We start from the raw sequence: 19053 nt of genomic DNA, 5'->3' as shown, positions 1-19053 counted from the left end.
CGCGACAAAGTACCTAAATCATCCGGCAGACAGGGACAGACTTTGGAATCATTTTCTGAGTGTTTACAATATTCGTAACGAAAGTTCTACAAAACTTTACAAAAAGTTCTTACAATAGAAATTGTTACTCTAATCTGAAAGGTGGAGAAATGGTGGGAATACAGAAAAGACGGTTTTCAAGGAAAAACATTCTCCGTATTCTGCTAACCTCAGTGATGATACTCAGTTTACTCATTCCAAACACCCAGACATATGCAGAAGAACCAAATGAACACCCGCTGATCAACCTCAGCATCCTGGGTACGACAGATATCCACGCCCATATCATGGACTATGACTACTATGCCGACAAAGAAACGGCAGAATTCGGACTGGCCCGCACGGCAAAGCTGATTGAAAAGCACCGGAGCCGGAACCCGAACACGATTCTTGTCGACAATGGCGACTTAATTCAAGGGAACCCTCTAGGGGAATACATCTTCAAACACGAACGTGAAGCGATTATCTCCGGAACGAAAACACACCCGATCATTGATGTCATGAACAAACTGCACTATGACGCCGGCACGCTCGGAAACCACGAATTCAACTACGGCCTTGAATTCCTTGACGGCACGATAAAAGGCGCCGAATTTCCCATCGTCAATGCCAATATTAAAACACCGGACGGAAAGAACAAATATACGCCATATCATATTGAAGAGCGGACGCTGACGGATGAAAGCGGCCAAAAGCACCAGCTTAAAGTCGGTTACATCGGCTTCGTTCCGCCGCAGATTTTAACATGGGATAAAAAGCATCTGGACGGCAAAATCACGGTGCAGGACATCACCGAATCAGCGAAAGAAACGATTCCGAAAATGAAGCAGGAAGGCGCCGACGTGATCATTGCAATCGCCCACTCCGGAATTGAAAATGGCGAACAGGCGGCGGGAGCAGAAAACGCCGTATATGATCTGGCTCTCAAGACGGAAGGAATAGATGCGATCATCTCCGGACACCAGCACGGTCTGTTCCCCGGCACCGACTATCCCGGAAACGGCGTGATCGACAATCAAAAAGGAACGATCAACGGCATCCCTGTCGTCATGCCGAAAAACTGGGGCAGCCATTTAGGAATCATCGATATGCAGCTTGAACAGGACGGCGGCAAATGGACAGTGAAAGATGCCAGCGCAAAAACGGAAGCGATTGCCGGAAATGTGACGTCACGACACGAAACCGTCGTTTCCGCGATTAAAGACACGCACGAAAAAACGCTTGAATACGTCCGCGCGCCGGTAGGCCAAACGGAAGCCGATATTAACAGCTTTTTCGCACAGGTAAAAGATGACCCTTCGATTCAGATTGTCACAGACGCACAAAAATGGTATGCGGAAGATGTCATGAAGGGAACGGAATACGAAAACCTGCCGATTTTATCAGCGGGCGCGCCGTTTAAAGCAGGAGGGCGCAACGGTGCTGATTATTATACAAACATTAAAGCAGGAAACCTTGCGATCAAAAACATCGGCGATTTGTATTTGTACGACAATACACTCTATATCGTCAAGCTGACGGGAAGCGAAGTGAAGGACTGGATCGAAATGTCGGCCGGGCAGTTCAACCAGATCGACCCTTCAAAATCGGGTGAACAGGCGCTCCTCAACCCCGATTTCAGGTCGTATAATTTCGATGTCATTGACGGTGTGACCTACCAGATCGATGTCACACAACCGGCAAAATACAATGCGTCAGGCGGGGTGAAAAATCCGCAGGCAAACCGCGTCAAACAGTTGTCTTACAACGGAAAACCCGTCCGCAATGATCAGGAATTCCTTGTGGTCACAAATAATTACCGCGCATCCGGGGGCGGCGGATTCCCGCATCTGACTCAGGACAAAGTCGTTTATGCGGCGGCTGATGAAAACAGGCAGGTGCTCATGAACTACATCATGGAAAAGAAAACGGTCAATCCTGCCGCCGACAACAACTGGTCGATCGCTCCGATTAAAGGAGCCGATGTGACATTCGAATCTTCTCTCCTCGCCAAACCGTTTGCTGAAAAAGCGAAGGACATCGATTTTGTCAGAGAATCCGAAAACAGCGGATATGGCGTCTATAAGCTGAACTTTGAAGGTTCAGAGCCTCCGGTTGATGATGGAAACTGGACGTTAACAGTCATGCACACGAACGACACGCACGCCCACCTAGATGAAGCGGCAAGGCGCGCTGCCAAAGTGAAAGAAATCCGCAGTGAAGCAGAAAACAATGTGCTGCTCGATGCCGGCGACGTCTTTTCCGGTGACTTGTATTTTACAAAATGGAACGGACTCGCCGATTTGAAGCTGATGAACATGATGGGCTATGACGCCATGACCTTCGGCAACCATGAATTTGATAAAGGGCCAAAAGTGCTCGCAGACTTTCTCAGCGGAAACAATGCGGCCGTCGATCCGTTAAACAGACACCAGCTGGAAAAGCCCGATTTTCCAATCGTCAGCTCCAATGTCGATGTATCAAAGGAGCCTCAGCTGCGAAGCTTTCAAAAAGAGCCTGCACTCTTAACAGCGGGAGAAAAGAAAGAAAGCGGCATCTATCCTTATATTCTGCTTGATGTAAACGGCGAACAAGTCGGCGTATTCGGCCTGACGACGGAAGATACGTCATATACGTCAAGCCCCGGTCCGAACATTGCGTTTCATGACGCTTATCTGTCAGCGGAGAAAACGGTCAAGGAACTGAAAGAAAAAGAAAAGGTCAACAAAATCATCGCCCTCACCCACCTCGGCTACAACCGGGATCTGGAGCTGGCCAAAAAAGTGAAGGGCATCGATTTGATTATCGGCGGGCATACGCATACACTCGTCGATCATTTAAAAGTGGTGGAGAGCGAAGAACCGACAATCGTCGCCCAAGTGAAAGACTACGGGCAGTTTTTAGGAAGTGTCGATGTTGTGTTTGATGAGAACGGCGTCGTTCAAACGGATCAATCAAGGTTCAATTTGATCGCGATCGACGGCAAAGTGGACGAAGACCCTCCTGCGAAAGAAGTGCTTGACGGCTTTAAAGAAGATATTGACGAACTGAAAAAGAAAAAAGTAGGCTATGCCGATGTCCCGCTTGACGGAAAACGCGAGCATGTCCGCTCAAAAGAAACCAACCTCGGCAATTTTATCGCGGACGGCATGCTGAAGAAAGCCAAACAAGCCGGCGGCGCTGACATCGCAATCACAAACGGCGGCGGAATCAGAAGCGGTATTGCCAAAGGCGACATCACACTCGGCGATGTGCTGACGGTCATGCCGTTCGGCAACACCCTTTATGCCGCTGATCTGACGGGGGCGCAAATTAAAGAAGCGCTTGAGCACGGGGTGAGCCAAGTCGAAGAAGGCGGAGGCGCGTTTCCGCATGTCGCGGGTTTATCCTTCACCTTTACACTGAGCAAGCCAAAAGGTGAGCGCATCCTTGATGTGAACCTTGTCAATGACAAAGGGGACGCTGTTCCGCTCGATTTGGACAAAACCTACCGGGTGGCTACAAATAACTTCATGGGCGGCGGCGGAGACGGCTATTCCGTTTTTAAAGAAGCGAAAAACGGTGTCGATCTCGGCTTTACCGATTACGACATTTTTACAGAACAGCTTGCCTTGTACGATTCTGTTTCACCGAACATCGAAAACAGAATCACAGAAGTGTTCCTTCCTGACCGTCAGACAGACGGCACTTGGACGCTTGCGGAAAAGCCGTTCGAAACATACGCGAAAAACGCAAATCAGGTGATTGCTTATTTCCCTGACACAGAAAAAGACCACATCAAGCTGAATATGACAAAAGCACAGACTGACCTTGTCAAAGAAAGAACTGATGATCCAAGTATCACCCTGAAAAACGATCGCATTGCGATGCAGCTTCCAGCCGTTAATCTGGCAAGCGAAAAAACAAAAATCAGCATCAAAATTGCCAAGAATATCAAACAGGCGGTCACAAAGGTATATGATTTCAACATTCAGCAGAATGGAAAAACGGTCAGCACATTTAAAGAGCCTGTCGGACTGTTTTTCCAAGTCGATGCTCCTGACAAACATTTGAGCGTCTATTATGTCGACCGCAAAAACAACAGCTTCACAAAAGTGACAAACGGCTATACGAAAGACCGTACCGTTGCAGGCTATGTCGACCATTTCAGCGAGTATACCGTGATGAATGACAATGATGCCGGGTCTCCTTCACTTCCGCCGGGTTCAGGCGATGATGACGGTTCGGATGGCGGCAGCGGCGGTGAACCCCCTGCTTCGCCCGGCGCCGGAAACGGCGGAGACGGATCAGGCGGTCATGACAGCGGCGGGTCAGATGACGGAAATGAACCTTCAGATGGTTCAAACGGCGGGTTTTTGCCCGACACCGCTTCAAACGCCTATCATTGGCTGATGCTCGGCCTGTTGCTGCTTATATCCGGAAGCGGCCTGTACCTTTACCAAAGGAAGCGGCGCAAGCTCCAAATCTAAATAAAAAAAAGTGTGGTCTGCTAAAGGCAGAACCGCACTCAGATTGTTGACAAAATCCCAAAACGACTTTTAGTTTTGGGATTTTGTCATCCTTTCAGCGTGATTGAAAACCTTTGCAGTCTAGGAAGGCTGAGCATCGGAGCGGAGCGAATGTTGGAATTCGTGAGCACCGACGCGCAGGCCTGACAACGAATGCGAGGGTTTGTCGACACGCTGAGGCGGTCTGCTAAAGGCAGAACCGCACTTTTCTTATTCAACCCATTTCACGATTTGATCAAGCGCCCGTCTCGTCTTCGGACGCGGCTCTTTCACGCGGTAACCGAAGGCGGCCATGACCGAGATGTCAAAGCGGCCGTCCTCCAACAATCCTTCTTTTTCAAGGATGTCGTGGACTTTGTCGTAGTTAAAGCCTTCAATCGGGCAGGAGTCAATACCGATCAAGGCGGCCGCCGTCATCATGTTGGCAAGCGCGATGTACGTTTGCTTTGATACCCAGTCAAACATCGCTCTGTCGCTTTCGTACAAATGAAAATCGCCGTCTTGGAAACTTTTCAGAACGCCGTCTTCTTTCAGCATATTTTCAATGATGTCCTCCGGCATTTTTTTCACATGCTTTAACTGATCTGCAACATATCCGGAATCATGTCGCATTTCCTTAGCCGTGCGTCCGAGCAGCAAAACGAAATGGCTGGCCGTCGGAAGCTGTCCCTGCGCGCCCCATGAGACCTGGCGCAGTTTTTCCCGCAGCTCTTTATTTTGGACGACGACGAACTTCCACGGCTCGAGGCCGACCGAGCTTGGCGACAGTCTGCCCGCTTCTAAAATGAACTGAAAATCCTCGTCTGATATCTTTCTGTCCGGATCAAACTCTTTAGTCGCGTGTCTAAATTGGAATGCGTCAAGAATCTCCTGCTTCTTGGATTGCTGTGTCATGTTCTGGCTCTCTCCTTTTGTCTATAGTTTATATTCCTTTCTTAATTTCATTCTAATCATTATAATAGCAATAAGAAAGTACGCACATTTTTGTGGCATAGTATCATTTTTTATACTAAGGAGAGAGGAAAATGAAACAGAATCCGAAGGCATGTGAAGCACCGGACGGTTATTCATGCCCGGTGGAAGCAACGATCGATATCATCGGCGGCAAATGGAAAAGCGTCATTCTGTATCATTTGATCGATGATAAAAAACGCTTTAATGAGCTGCGGCGTTTAATTCCCGCCGTGACACAGCGGATGCTGACCCTCCAGCTTCGCGAACTTGAGCGCGACGGCATCGTCTGCCGCACGATTTATAAGCAGGTTCCCCCGAAAGTCGAGTACAGTTTAACTGAGTTCGGCAAGACGCTGATCCCGATCATCAGTCAAATGATGAATTGGGGAGCTTCCTATGCCGGCAAAATCAAGGAAGCGCGCCAAAGATCGGCTGCCGCTGAAATGCTGGAATCGCAAGGCTAATTGGCCGGTTCGATTTTTAAGAGAAAGTCTTTGATTCTGCTTAAGTATTCTTCAGGATCGTGGCGAAATCCGCCGACATGTCCCGCGCCTTCAATCAAATACAGTTTCTTTATCCCTTTTTTCCGGTCATACAGGCTTTTGGCCATTTCCGGCGGAACAAGCTGATCATTTGTGCCGTGGATGATAAACAGCGGCGTGTCTGACTGTTCAAGATTGCTAACCGGCGATATGTCGGCAAGGCTCCAGCCGTGGCGCCGTTTGATCAGCCCGCTTGCCAACGGGATGAGAAACGGCACAGACAATTTGACGGCGGCTTTCAGCTGAAAGCGGCATAGCTCTGTTAAATCGCTGAAGCAGGAATCGGCAATACAAAACTTGATTCTCCGGTCCTGTTTCATCAGCTCGATGGCAGCCGCGGCACCGAGCGATTCGCCAAGCACCCCGATCCAAAGGTCTTTGCCGAACCTGTTCTCAAGCTCGTCAGCCCACCTCGCCAAATCGTCCTTTTCGTAAAATCCGTAAGAAACGTGTGAACCGCCGCTCAACCCGTGGCACCTGCTGTCGCAAAGCAGGACATTGTAGCCGATGGACTGGAACAGCTCGACGTATTTATACCCTCCAAACAGCGACCACTTGATGCCGTGGGAGACGATAACGGCTTTCCTGCTCTTTTGAACGGGAAAAAGCAGCGCATGCAGCCGGCATCCATCCCCCGCCGTCAAAAACAGCTCTTCTTTGTCGTGTGACTCAAACACATCATCGATGATCTCGCCGTGTTTGAGTCCGCTGAAAAAGGTTTCTTCATATGTGCTCCTGTTCGGCATAACAAACAAATAGCTGACAATCAGACTGACGGCAAAAATACTGATCCCAATTCCAAAGACCATCAACAAAATTCCGATCCACACTGCCCTCACCCTTTACGTTCTTGTTTTAACTTATTGTATTCCGAACGGGTCTGGGCGTGAGTCGCGGCAAAAAATTGGCGTCAAGAGCACCCGTTTCCGAGCTGGATGACTTTCGCTTTTCCGGCTGCTTCCCTCAATACGCCTCTTGTATCAAATATCACGGTTGCATGGTTTAGTAACAGCTCTTTCGGAAGTGCGTCATGATCGGTCAAAACGACAACACAGTCGTACTCTTTCAGCATCTCTGAATCTATCGGCATGCTTGCCAGTTTTTTGCCGCTGAGATCGAGTTCCGGAACGTGCGGATCATGGTAGGAAACATCCGCCCCCATGCCGATCAGCTTCTCTATAATATCAAGCGATTTTGATTCGCGGACATCCGCTATATTTCGTTTATAGGTGACGCCGTAGATTAAAATGCGGGCGTCTGTCGCCTGATCTTTCCCTGCCAGTTGCAAGGAACGCTCTGCGATATAGCGGACGATTCTTTCATTTGTCGCTTCCGACAGCTCGATAAAGTCGCTCGATAAACCGCTTTGTTTCATGACAAACTGCAAATACAGCGGATCGACGGGGATGCAGTGGCCGCCGATGCCGGGACCTGGATAAAACGCCGCAAAGCCGTACGGCTTCGTGCTTGCCGCCTCGATGACTTCCCATACATTCACCCCGAGCTTGTCGCAGATCATCGCGAATTCATTAATGAATGAAATATTAATAAACCGGTACGTATTTTCGAGCAGCTTTGTCAGCTCCGCTGTTTCAGGCGATGTGACAGGCACAACCTCTTCATAAATGCCGCTGTATAATTGATGCACCTTTTCAAGGCATGCCTCCGTCGCTCCTCCCACTACCTTCGGCACGACTTCAATCGGGAATTGATTGCCCGGGTCAACGCGTTCTGGAGAATAAGCCAAATAAAAATCCTTTCCGCATACAAGGCCGCTTTTTTCGAGGATCGGTTTGACGATGTCCCTTGTCGTACCCGGATATGTCGAGCTTTCCAACACGACGAGCTGCCCTTTTTTCAAGTGCCCTCCAATCGATTGCGCCGCTCTATTCACATAAGTCAAATCAGGACCCGCATCATCATTCAGCGGCGTCGGTACGCAGATGATGACGGCATCCGCTTCGCCGATTAAACCGTAGTCTGAAACAGGACGAAAGAAACCGGTGCCTATTCCGTCCTGCACCGCTTGATCGTTGATATCTGAAATATAGCTGTTCCCTTTCCGTAATGCCTCGACTTTCTTTTTATCCAAATCAACACCGATAACCCGAATTCCTTTTGATATCAACAACATGGCCAAGGGCAGACCGACAAACCCCAAGCCGATGACCGCTATCGTTTCGTTATGCATTTCCTGTTTGCTCATTTATCAAATCGCCCCTTCTGTACATTCCTTTAATAAACTATGTTTTAAATCTTTTTTTGAAAGGGACGATCTACCAAATCAAAACCTATTTATTTTTCATATCAGATGTTTGAAATGAAGAAAGAGGCAGCTGCACCGGCTGCTTCTGCAGCACAGACTGGTAGATTCCGAAAATCGTTTCAATCGCCTTTTTCCCTTCATAGCCGTCAACCAATAGTGTGTCTTGGCGCTTGACGGCGCTTATAAAGTTTTGATACATGGCGGTTTGTTCGCCGCCGAGATCAATCAGTTGCGCCGCTTCTTCAGCAGCCGCCTTCTCCCCTTGGATATACCAGCGGCTGATCCTGTTTAATGCCGGGCCTTCCAATGAAATCGTTCCATGTTCTCCAAAAATCGAGAGAGAGCTTCCGATATTGTTTGGCTGTGTGACGATATTCGCTTCTACTACTCCTTTCGCCTGACTGGCAAACGTCAGAACACCGACAGCAACATCTTCCGTTTCTTTAACTCCTGAGCCGCCCAGTATATCTCCGTAAACACCTTTTACATCACCTAAAAACCATTGCAGCAGATCGATCAGATGTATCCCTTGATTGACCAGCATCCCGCCATCTTTTTCCCAGCTTCCTCGCCAAGATGCCGCTTCATAATAAGCGGGTGACCTGTTTAAGCGAAGCGATACTGTGCCTAAGTAGATCCTTCCCAGTTTTCCTCTCTCAATCGTTTCCTTCAGTTTTTTCATGATCGGCCGGTGGCGCATCTGGTGACAGACCATGAGCTTCAGCCCGTTCTGTTCCGCCAGTTCAATAAGCTCATCGGCATCCTTCAATGACAAGGTGATCGGTTTTTCGACGATGACGTGCTTGCCTGCCAGCAGCGCGGCTTTGGCCATTTCGGCGTGCAGCCCCGAAACCGCCGCAATAATGACTGCTTCTATTTTAGAATCTGAAAGCAGCGCTTGATACTGCTGATAACAGGTCACTCGGCTTTCATCCCCGGCGAAGGAAGCATAGTATTGTTCCGCTTCCTTCATCCGTTCTTCCTGCAAATCACTGACGGCCGACAACTTTGCATCATCGCACCCGGCCAGTGCTTGAAGATGTTTTCTTGACATATAGCCGCAGCCGATTAAACCGAAATGAACCGTCACTTTTCCCCTCCCCCTTTTTTCAGCAGCGCGGAAATAATCTGCTCTTGTTCCTCAGCGGCTAGAAAAGGATCCATCGGAATCGCGAAAAGGGTTTCGGACAAGGACTCGGCTATAGGAAAATCGCCTTTTTTGTACTGCAATGAAGAATAGACCGCTTGCAGATGAAGGCAGCAAGGATAATACACGCCTGAATGAATGTTCTGCTCTTTCAGCGATTGAATGAATTCGTCGCGGTCTTTCGCGCCGATACAATAGAGATGATAGATATGTGTGCGGTCTTCTTTCTCAGCAGGCAGCGTGAGATGCTCCGCCGTTTTCAAACCTTCCCTGTAGCGGCTGGCCACTTTTCTTCTTTGTTCATTCCAGCCGTCGATTTTCTCAAGAAGAATGAGCAAAGCTGCGGCATGTAATTCATCAAGACGGCTGTTGAAACCGATTTTGTCATGGAAGTATTTTTTGCTTGTGCCATGGGTTCTGAGTGTTCTTAATTGCCGGGCCGCATCCGGATCTGAAATCGTCACCATTCCCCCGTCTCCCAACGTTCCCAAGTTTTTTGTCGGGAAAAATGAAAAACAGGCGGCATCCCCGATGCTGCCGACAGGCCGCCCTTTATACGAGGCGCCGAACGCTTGGCAGGCATCCTCAATCACAAGCAGTCCGTGTTTTTTGGCAACCGCCATGACCTCGTCCATATCAGCCGGCTGTCCGAAGATGTGGACGGGAATGATCGCTTTAGTAGCAGGGGTGATTTTTTCTTCTATTTTTTTCGGATCAAGGTTGCAGGTTTCACGATCAACATCAGCAAACACAGGCTTAGCCCCCACTCTTGAGACAGCTTCGGCGGTGGCGAAAAAAGTGAACGGCGTCGTAATCACTTCATCCCCTTTGCCGATGCCGAAAGCTTCGAGCGTCAGCACTAATGCGTCCGTTCCGTTGGCGACCGCGACCGCTTCTTTTACACCAAGCTTTTCGGCTGTTCTTTTCTCCAGCTCTTCAACCTTGGGCCCCAATATATATTGGCCGCTGTCCAACACATGCTCAAACTCTTGTAAAATCTCTTGTTTTACCGTTTGAAACTGGCGTTTTAAATTGATTAACGGGATCATCTCTGTTCCTCCTCCAAAATCAAAAAGTTCCAAAATAAGTTATGATGCCTGCCGGTAATTTGGCACGGCTTGATTTTTTTCATAAAAAAAGACCTACTTGTTCAGTAAGTCTTGACCATGCTATTTGTTAATGCCTAATTTCCCTTCGAGCAGCTGTTTGTTATGAAGGACGGATTTGTCATCGGGACGGTATTTTCTCGCCTCTTCATTGTGCTGATACGACTTTTCAAAGTCTCCTAAATTGTAGTAGCACACGCACATTTGCAAGTGAGGGTACCAAGTGTAGTATGCCGGATAGGTGAAGCTCCATTTATTTGAATCAGGCACGAGTGTTGTCGCCAGCTCATACCAGTAGATAGCGGCATTGTATTCCCGCCGCCGCTGAAAGTTATAGCCGATTCTTGAGCATGTTTCGGCACGAGGCGTTTTGGAAAATTCAAATGACTGGAAGAGCGATCTCAGCTCATTGTCCAAGTCGCCAAGAAAGCGGTGGCAGTCGGCTTTGTTGATGCAGGCGTATACTTTGTCTTCAATCCATCCTTCTTTCATTTCAATGTTTTTATTGTAGCTTTCAATCGCTTTTTCGTAGTGCCTGTTTTCTCTTAATTCATTTCCGTAGTAAAAATAATCGCGCGGGGTAAACGTGTCGCCGCGGTCGATCTTCTTTTGGTAAATATTGAGGTTTCGTCCGACAGAGTGGCGGATTTTTTTATGCGTCACCGAGATATCGGCATTGATGATGTTCCCGAATACCTCCAAATATTGATGGCAGTCGCCTTTCCATTTAAAGTTTTTCTCCCTTTTCACCAGGCGGTTGCGGCGGTACCTTAAGGTCACATTTCCGAATTCGTCAGTTCCCGCATCATAGTACATGGACACGGAATCAACGGAAGGATCAAGCGTTTCCTTCAACTCTTTTAATTTTTTCTGATCTTTCTCAAGCAATACATCATCCGCATCCAGATAGAGAATATAATCCTTCGTGGCATGCTTGAACGATTCATTGCGGGCAGCCGCAAAATCGCCGATCCATTCAAAGAAAAAGACGCGGTCTGTGTATCGCTTCGCAATCTCTACAGTTTTATCTGTCGACCCCGTATCCACAATATTAATTTCATCTACAATGTCTTTCACTGTATCAAGGCATCTCGCTAATACTTCTTCTTCATTTTTGACAATCATACATAGACTGATTGTAACCAAAGCCTTCACTCCCCGTTTTTTCAAGACTCTATTTTTAAAATCTACCCATAAAATATGAACCAGCAGCTGATCGCGTTTGTGCCGCTGTCACTGTTTTAGCATTTCAGGCTGCGCCATTTCCGAAGTGTTTTTTATAGAACTTTCTTTTCTCGCTTGAATGGAATACTACTAGTGAACATGTGTTTAACGTTTTTCTCTTACACTCTCGCACAAATACACAGTCATATAGATTCATTTATACGTATGATAGAGCGCACAAAGCGTTTTTATTCTGCCATATAAAGGAGAAATTGAAAGCGGCATGATCGATGGGAGGTCATCATGAAAGATTTCAAATCAGACATCATTCATTGTCTGGAACAAAAAGATTGGAACAAAGCCATGAAGCGCCTAAAAGAGTGGGAAGCCGACGGCTCGCATAACGAGCCTTATTTTTATTTTCTTCAAGCCTCTCTTTCTGTTTATCTCGGCCATGACCATAACGCCTGGCTGTGGCTCTGGAGGGGGCTTGACCTTTTTCCTGATAACAGATCTTTAAATCTGCTGATGGGAAAAGTGTGTCTGCGCACCGGAAGGGAAAAAGAGAGCGTGGCCTATCTTCAAAAAGGAGATAGAGCAGAAACCGAAAGCGGGCCAAAGCTTGATTTTCCTGTTCATGAAAAAACCGAGCCTCCGGCTGGGCAAATCCGCGTTTTGCAAGGCACAATGGAAATCGCCAATCAAATGAATACCTTGGCTAAAGGGCTCTCACAGCATGGCGCGCTTGCCCACACTTTAAATTACTATCCTTATTATTTAAATTACGCTGCCGACTACACCTGGTCATTGCTGAAAGAACGCAATACGCCCGTCATGAATGCGAGGCTGAGAAGGCTTGCCAGTGATCTCTTGCCATCCTATGATTTGTTCCATTTTCATTTTGGCACAAGCTTTACACTGGACATGTCGGATTATCCCATTTTAAAACAGGCGGGTAAACCAATGATCATGCATCATTGGGGCAGCGATGTAAGGCTTTATTCAACATTGGCTAAAACAAATCCATACGCCGTTGTAAAAACGAAAAATGAAGCGCGAATTCGATATCACCTCAAACGAATTTCACAATATGTCCAGCACTGCATCGTTGCCGATATGGAACTTTACGAGTATGTAAAAGACTATTATGAGCATATCCACATGATTCCAACCATGATCCAGCTTGACCGCTATATTCCTGACTACAGGTCAAATGAAAAGCCGCTCATCGTTCATGCCCCCACCTCTCCAGGAATAAAAGGAACCCGCCATATCCTTAAGGCGGTGGAGTCTTTAAAAGAAAAATACGATTTTCATTTTCACCTAGTACGAGGGGTCTCTCATGAACAGGCAAAGAAAATCTATCAAAAGGCAGATTTGATCATTGATCAGCTTCATATCGGCAGCTACGGATTATTTGCCGTCGAATCGATGGCAATGGGGAAACCCGTTATCTGCTGGGTCAGTGATTTTATGAAGGATCACTACCCTTCCGAACTGCCTCTCATAAGAGCAAATCCCGACAACATTACAGAAGTGATTGAAAATGTACTGAAAAACCGGGATATGCTGCCGGAAATCGGCCAGAAAGGAAGAAAGTATGCAGAAGTTCATCATGATATGGTGAAAAACAGCAAAAAAGCGCTGGCTGTTTATCAGGCGCTACTTTCGGGATGATGTTGAACACCTTTCGCGTCGCGGGATTTGTAATTCAAAAAAAAACGAAACAAGCAGGTGAACAATTGATGAGCGATATGACAGAGTTATCCGGCCAGCATATTTTCATAACTGGCGGAGCAGGCTTTATCGGATCCTCTTTAATAGGAAAGCTGATAGAGCGCAACAGTGTCACCGTATACGACAATTTTTCAAGAGACTCCCTCCGGTATAAACCTTACCGGGACCATCCTCACTTGAAAGTGGTGCAGGGAGACATTTTGGATTTGAACGCGCTTAAAAAGGCGATCCAGGGGGCCAGTCACATTGTCCATGCCGCTGGCATCGCGGGGATTGACACGGTCATTCAAAACCCGGTTAAAACGATGCAGGTCAACATGATCGGTTCAGCCAATCTGCTTGAAGCGGCTGCCGGTTTAACCGAATGCAAAAGGGTCGTATGTTTCAGTACGAGTGAAGTTTTCGGCCAAATCGCTTTCAGAGCACGCGAGACCAGTCATACTGTTTTAGGAGCTGTGGGAGAAGCTCGCTGGACATATGCTGTCAGCAAACTCGCCGAGGAACATATGGCATATGCCTATTTTAAAGAACTGGGGCTCCCGACCGTCACCGTCCGCCCTTTTAATGTTTATGGACCGGAACAAGTCGGGGAAGGCGCCATCAAAACGATGGTTCACAGAGCTCTGTTAGATGAGCCGATCTATATTCACGGCGATGGAACGCAAATCCGGGCCTGGTGTTATGTAGATGACATGATCGACGGAATATTGCGCTGTTTGACGATGAAAGAAGCCATAGGAGAGTCTTTCAACATCGGCAATGAACGCACTGTGATCACTGTATACGGATTGGCAAACACGATTATCAGAGTTCTTGGATCAAAATCGCAAATCTTCTTTGGGGAGAAAAAAGAAGCCGATATTGAACTTCGCATCCCTCAGGTCAATAAAGCAAAAGAAATGCTCGGTTTCAACGCAAAAGTGGATCTGGAAGAAGGGATCAGAAGAACAGCTGAAAGCATTCAAAAAAATTTGGATCAATAAGAAAGGAGGCGCTTTTGTTGAAACAATGGAAAAGCGAAGGAAAAGGTGAATTCACCCTTTCCCAGCTCGGAGGATGCGGCGAAAATGTCGTTATTGAAGACGGGGTCCGCATTTTTCATCCGGAAAACATCTATATCGGAGATAACGTTTATATCGGCCATGACACGATTTTAAAAGGCTATTATAAGCATGACCTGATCATCGGCGCAAACAGCTGGATCGGACAGCAATGTTTCATACACGGTGCCGGAGGAGTTACAATCGGAGAATTTGCCGGAATTGGTCCGAATGTCCGGATACACGCCGCCTACCATACCGATCCTGATAAACCCGATAGTACCATTTTGTTTTCGCCGCTTACATTCGCTCCTATTCATATTGAAGAAAACTGCAACATCGGGATCGGTGCGTCTATCTTAGCAGGCGTTACGATAGGCGCCCACTCCAAAATCGGAGCAAATGCCGTCGTCAATCGTCATATTCCTCCGTACAGCATAGCGGTAGGCGTGCCGGCAAAGGTGATTAAAAACCGAAGGATGAAAGATGAGGAGCTCTCATGATCAGATTGATCGAGCCGTATATTACGTTTGAAGAAGTGCAAGCAGAATTAAAAGAAATATTTTCCTCCGGCATTCTGACAAAAGGCCCTTTCGTCAAAACATTTGCAGACCATATTAGTCAGTATATCAATGCAAAGCATGCTTTTTTAACAACATCGGCTACAACTGCTTTATCGATGTGCCTTAAAAGCCTCAACGTGCAACCCGGAGATGAAGTAATCGTCTCAGACTTTTCGTTTCCCGCCACTGTCAATGTAATAGAAGATTTAGGTGCCAAGCCTGTTTTTGCCGATGTCGATCTTGAAACATTTAACATGCTTCCAGAAGAGCTGGAAAGTCAAATCACGTCCCGCACAAAAGCCGTTCTTTTTGTAGATGCTCTGGGAAACCCGACAGGCATCACCAACATCAAACACATTTGTGAAGCGTACGGCTTACCGCTTGTGGATGATGCCGCGTGTGCGATCGGCAGCAGTGAATACGGCTGTAAATCCGGAAAAATTGCCGATCTCACCTGTTTCAGCTTTCACCCCAGAAAGCTGCTTACGACAGGCGAAGGCGGGGCAATTACAACCGACCGGGAAGAGTTGAAAGAATGGCTTTCCGTCAAATTAAATCATGGCGCCGCCATCGCTGACGGCCAAATGGATTTTATGGATTTCGGCTATAACTATAGATTATCTGATATCCAAGCCGCTCTTGGAATTAAACAGCTCCAAAAACTAGATGACATCATTCATCGCAGAAACCTTCAGCAGAAAGCATATAGTGAACGGCTTGAACCCCTCGGATTTCAAAGTCAAAAAATCGGTCCTGACGTTGTACACAACATACAATCCGCCGTTTTCAAAGTTCCAAAAAACATCGTTCGCGACGAATTGATTCAATATTTGAGCGACTGCCATATAGAGTCGACTTTCGGCACCTATTGCTTAAGCGGCACTACCTATTACCGCCGCAAATACAGGCAGATTAAACCCAATTCCATTTTTCTTGAACAAAATACGATCACCCTCCCCTGTCATGACCAAGTCAATGTGGATCAAGTAGTCTCAGCCATTCAATCATTTAGCCAACGTAAAGGTTAATCAATCAAAAACATCCCTTTCACAAAATAGTGACAGGGATGTTTTTTTATTCTTAGAAATAAGCAAGAATAAAAATAGAAAAAAGGCAGTAAACCATAGGTTTACTGCCCCCTGAATCATTCGCATAGCATTGCAGCGAAGTTCCGGAAAAACAAACGGAAAATATTTGTTAATAGCCGTTAAATATTAAGCGCCTGTTGGGCCGGTCGGACCTGTCGCTCCCGTTGGACCTGTCGCGCCTGTTGGGCCTGTCGGGCCGGTTGCTCCTGTTGCTCCCGTCGGACCTGTTGCTCCTGTTGGGCCGGTCGGACCTGTTGCTCCCGTTGCGCCTGTCGCTCCCGTCGGTCCGGTTGCGCCTGTTGCGCCTGTTGCGCCTGTTGGGCCTGTTGCTCCCGTTGCGCCTGTTGCTCCTGTCGCTCCAGTCGGACCTGTCGCTCCTGTCGGGCCGGTTGCTCCTGTTGCTCCCGTTGGACCTGTCACTCCGGTTGCGCCGGTTGCTCCTGTCGCTCCCGTTGCGCCGGTTGCTCCGGTTGCGCCGGTTGCTCCTGTTGCTCCCGTCGGACCTGTTGCTCCTGTTGGGCCGGTCGGACCTGTTGCTCCCGTTGCGCCCGTTGGACCTGTCGCTCCTGTTGCTCCTGTTGCTCCCGTTGGACCTGTCACTCCGGTTGCACCGGTTGCTCCTATCGCTCCTGTTGCGCCGGTTACTCCTGTTGCTCCTGTCGCTCCCGTCGGACCTGTTGGGCCGGTTGCGCCTGTCGCTCCTGTTGGACCTGTTGGGCCAGTTGCGCCTGTCGCTCCCGTCGGACCTGTTGCTCCCGTTGCGCCTGTCGCTCCCGTTGCTCCTGTTGCTCCTGTCGCTCCAGTCGGACCTGTCGCTCCTGTTGCTCCTGTCGCTCCTGTTGGACCTGTTGGGCCAGTTGCTCCCGTTGCTCCAGTCGGACCTGTCGCTCCTGTTGCTCCTGTCGCTCCTGTCGGGCCGGTCGCTCCCGTCGGACCTGTTGCTCCTGTCGCTCCTGTTGGACCTGTTGGGCCAGTTGCGCCTGTTGCTCCGGTCGGGCCGGTTGCTCCTGTCGCTCCCGTCGGACCTGTTGCTCCTGTCGCTCCCGTCGGACCTGTTGCTCCTGTCGGGCCGGTTGCTCCTGTTGCGCCGGTTGCTCCTGTCGGGCCGGTTGCTCCCGTCGGACCTGTCGCTCCGGTTGGGCCGGTTGCTCCCGTTGGACCTGTCGCTCCCGTCGGACCTGTTGCTCCGGTCGGGCCAGTTGCTCCAGTTGCTCCTGTCGCTCCTGTTGGACCTGTTGCTCCCGTCGGACCTGTCGCTCCAGTTGCTCCTGTCGCTCCTGTCGGGCCGGTCGCTCCCGTCGGACCTGTTGCTCCGGTCGGGCCGGTTGCTCCCGTCGGACCTGTCGCTCCGGTTGGGCCGGTTGCTCCCGTTGGACCTGTCGCTCCCGTCGGACCTGTCGCTCCAGTTGCTCCTGTCGCTCCAGTTGCTCCTGTCGCTCCCGTCGGGCCTGTCGCTCCCGTCGGACCTGTCGCTCCAGTTGCTCCGGTCGCTCCTGTTGGACCGGTTGCTCCCGTCGGGCCGGTTGCTCCTGTCGCTCCGGTTGCTCCAGTCGGACCTGTTGCTCCTGTCGCTCCGGTTGCTCCCGTCGGACCTGTTGCTCCGGTTGGGCCGGTTGCTCCCGTCGGGCCGGTTGCTCCTGTCGCTCCCGTTGCTCCGGTTGCGCCTGTTGGACCGGTTGGGCCGGTTGCTCCCGTCGGACCTGTTGCTCCGGTCGGGCCGGTTGCTCCTGTTGGACCTGTTGGGCCGGTTGCTCCCGTCGGGCCGGTTGCTCCCGTCGGACCTGTCGCTCCAGTTGCTCCTGTCGCTCCAGTTGCTCCTGTCGCTCCCGTCGGGCCTGTCGCTCCAGTTGGGCCGGTTGCTCCAGTTGGGCCGGTTGCGCCTGTTGGACCTGTCGGGCCGGTTGGACCTGTTGGGCCGGTTGGACCTGTTGGGCCGGTTGGACCTGTTGGACCTGTTGGACCTGTTGGGCCGGTTGGACCTGTTCCTCCGCCTTCTACATCTAATAGTGCTACATCATCTACAATGACATTCGCTGTACCTGCCTGCGGCAAAGTATTAATCAAAATGAAAGCCATAGTAGATCCAGCTGGAGCTGGGGTCGTCGTTTGATAGACTTCAAGCCATGTATTATTTTCAACAATTGGTAGTCTGTTGAACGGGATATTTAAAAAGAGACCTTGGCCTAGAAAATTAAATGAACTATCAAAATAAGACACTTGAATTTGCACCTGAGGCGATGGAGCAGGAAAACCTTCTTTAGCTAGAGAAACTAAAAATTCCAAACCTTCTCCTGCATCTACTGGAACAAATTGTGCAATAAAAGAAGTAACAGCCCCGCCCAGTAATCTTGCCGACCAAAAACCTGAATGCGAAAATTGAGTTGTGACGGTTGCATTTTGGCCTACCCAGGGTGGAAGTGCCCCGTTTTCAAAACTGCCGTTTACAACCAAATTTTGGATCGACATCTAGGATTTTACCTCCCTTTCATTAGATTAGCTTCAATTCCCTTTTCGAGAATGAAGCTAACATATACTATGTCTCCTTGCTAAGCTCGGTCACGTTATTTTCCATATGATTAAAACACATTTATAGCAGCTAAATCCGAGAGAAGCAAAATATATTAATTTTAACAACAACGTCCTTTTACTTAATATGAAACTTCAAAAGGGGAAAGCTCCATTTAGCTTTCCCCTTCCCTTAAAGGGAACCGAATAGATTTAAATCTCTATTGAATGCTGCTGCGGAGCTGTATCAACAATTTTACTAGCCAATGGAAATCTTTGTGTACCATCCGCTGCGAGACTTCTATTGAATATTCTGATTTGAAATAAAGTTCCGTTTCTATAAACTCTTTCCCTTCACCCCCTCTTGCCGGAACAAATTGAGCAATATATGAAGTGGCTGTTCCGCCATCAGTCA

At 48.7% G+C, this 19053-nt stretch carries 13 protein-coding genes; 6 read left to right on the top strand and 7 right to left on the bottom strand.

Features of this window, described 5'->3' with window-relative positions:
* Positions 1-149: 149 nt before the first annotated feature.
* Positions 150-4487: a multifunctional 2',3'-cyclic-nucleotide 2'-phosphodiesterase/3'-nucleotidase/5'-nucleotidase gene (locus MHI30_RS04135; protein ID WP_075755093.1), complete on the top strand. Its 4338-nt coding sequence runs from the start codon at positions 150-152 to the stop codon at positions 4485-4487.
* 249 nt (positions 4488-4736) lie between these two features.
* On the opposite strand, the gene MHI30_RS04130 is transcribed toward MHI30_RS04135, so the two are convergent.
* Positions 4737-5420 (bottom strand): NAD(P)H-dependent oxidoreductase, encoded by a 684-nt coding sequence (locus MHI30_RS04130; protein ID WP_020450562.1) that lies wholly within the window; start codon positions 5418-5420, stop codon positions 4737-4739.
* Between the two features lie 131 nt (positions 5421-5551).
* On the opposite strand from MHI30_RS04130, the gene MHI30_RS04125 reads away from it, so the two are divergent.
* On the top strand, positions 5552-5944 hold the full coding sequence (locus MHI30_RS04125; protein WP_075755091.1) for a helix-turn-helix domain-containing protein: 393 nt from the start codon (positions 5552-5554) through the stop codon (positions 5942-5944).
* On the opposite strand, the gene MHI30_RS04120 is transcribed toward MHI30_RS04125, so the two are convergent.
* From MHI30_RS04120 to MHI30_RS04100, 5 genes are all read right to left on the bottom strand, one after another.
* A complete protein-coding gene (locus tag MHI30_RS04120) occupies positions 5941-6852 on the bottom strand; it encodes an alpha/beta hydrolase (protein WP_075755089.1) in 912 nt (303 codons plus the stop codon). The genes MHI30_RS04125 and MHI30_RS04120 overlap by 4 nt on opposite strands.
* An 80-nt stretch (positions 6853-6932) precedes the next feature.
* Complete coding sequence (locus MHI30_RS04115; RefSeq protein WP_075755087.1) at positions 6933-8228, bottom strand: nucleotide sugar dehydrogenase; 1296 nt, start codon at positions 8226-8228, stop codon at positions 6933-6935.
* Between the two features lie 85 nt (positions 8229-8313).
* Positions 8314-9378: a Gfo/Idh/MocA family oxidoreductase gene (locus tag MHI30_RS04110; protein ID WP_075755085.1), complete on the bottom strand. Its 1065-nt coding sequence runs from the start codon at positions 9376-9378 to the stop codon at positions 8314-8316.
* Entirely contained in the window at positions 9375-10484 is a 1110-nt protein-coding gene (locus MHI30_RS04105; protein WP_075755083.1) for a DegT/DnrJ/EryC1/StrS family aminotransferase, read from the bottom strand. The genes MHI30_RS04110 and MHI30_RS04105 overlap by 4 nt, the downstream gene beginning before the upstream one ends.
* Positions 10485-10604: 120 nt before the next feature.
* Positions 10605-11687 (bottom strand): glycosyltransferase, encoded by a 1083-nt coding sequence (locus tag MHI30_RS04100; RefSeq protein ID WP_075755081.1) that lies wholly within the window; start codon positions 11685-11687, stop codon positions 10605-10607.
* Between the two features lie 321 nt (positions 11688-12008).
* On the opposite strand from MHI30_RS04100, the gene MHI30_RS04095 reads away from it, so the two are divergent.
* The 4 genes from MHI30_RS04095 to MHI30_RS04080 all read left to right on the top strand — a co-directional run bounded on the left by MHI30_RS04095 (position 12009) and on the right by MHI30_RS04080 (position 16073).
* Positions 12009-13382 carry a glycosyltransferase gene (locus MHI30_RS04095; RefSeq protein WP_075755079.1) on the top strand — a complete coding sequence of 458 codons (1374 nt, stop codon included), beginning with the start codon at positions 12009-12011 and terminating at the stop codon, positions 13380-13382.
* A 68-nt stretch (positions 13383-13450) separates the two neighbouring features.
* Entirely contained in the window at positions 13451-14425 is a 975-nt protein-coding gene (locus MHI30_RS04090) for an NAD-dependent epimerase/dehydratase family protein (RefSeq protein ID WP_075755188.1), read from the top strand.
* 17 nt (positions 14426-14442) lie between these two features.
* Positions 14443-14985, top strand: a complete 543-nt coding sequence (locus tag MHI30_RS04085; protein ID WP_075755077.1) for a DapH/DapD/GlmU-related protein — start codon at positions 14443-14445, stop codon at positions 14983-14985.
* Positions 14982-16073, top strand: a complete 1092-nt coding sequence (locus MHI30_RS04080; RefSeq protein ID WP_075755075.1) for a DegT/DnrJ/EryC1/StrS family aminotransferase — start codon at positions 14982-14984, stop codon at positions 16071-16073. Before MHI30_RS04085 ends, MHI30_RS04080 begins: the two co-directional genes overlap by 4 nt.
* 186 nt (positions 16074-16259) lie before the next feature.
* On the opposite strand, the gene MHI30_RS04075 is transcribed toward MHI30_RS04080, so the two are convergent.
* Positions 16260-18599, bottom strand: a complete 2340-nt coding sequence (locus tag MHI30_RS04075; RefSeq protein ID WP_237562707.1) for an NTTRR-F1 domain — start codon at positions 18597-18599, stop codon at positions 16260-16262.
* Between the last annotated feature and the right edge of the window lie 454 nt (positions 18600-19053).

This window comes from Bacillus sp. FSL L8-0528 (assembly GCF_038593085.1).
Lineage (GTDB): Bacteria > Bacillota > Bacilli > Bacillales > Bacillaceae > Bacillus > Bacillus paralicheniformis.
This window is presented reverse-complemented; position numbering and strand designations above follow the sequence as displayed.

Excerpts from the sequence above, each read along its gene's own strand:
- MHI30_RS04075 (WP_237562707.1), bottom strand. The coding sequence starts at position 18,599 with ATGTCGATCCAAAATTTGGTTGTAAACGGCAGTTTTGAAAACGGGGCA.
- MHI30_RS04105 (WP_075755083.1), bottom strand. The coding sequence starts at position 10,484 with ATGATCCCGTTAATCAATTTAAAACGCCAGTTTCAAACGGTAAAACAA.
- MHI30_RS04090 (WP_075755188.1), top strand. The coding sequence starts at position 13,451 with ATGAGCGATATGACAGAGTTATCCGGCCAGCATATTTTCATAACTGGC.
- MHI30_RS04130 (WP_020450562.1), bottom strand. The coding sequence starts at position 5,420 with ATGACACAGCAATCCAAGAAGCAGGAGATTCTTGACGCATTCCAATTT.
- MHI30_RS04135 (WP_075755093.1), top strand. The coding sequence starts at position 150 with ATGGTGGGAATACAGAAAAGACGGTTTTCAAGGAAAAACATTCTCCGT.
- MHI30_RS04095 (WP_075755079.1), top strand. The coding sequence starts at position 12,009 with ATGAAAGATTTCAAATCAGACATCATTCATTGTCTGGAACAAAAAGAT.
- MHI30_RS04080 (WP_075755075.1), top strand. The coding sequence starts at position 14,982 with ATGATCAGATTGATCGAGCCGTATATTACGTTTGAAGAAGTGCAAGCA.
- MHI30_RS04125 (WP_075755091.1), top strand. The coding sequence starts at position 5,552 with ATGAAACAGAATCCGAAGGCATGTGAAGCACCGGACGGTTATTCATGC.
- MHI30_RS04115 (WP_075755087.1), bottom strand. The coding sequence starts at position 8,228 with ATGAGCAAACAGGAAATGCATAACGAAACGATAGCGGTCATCGGCTTG.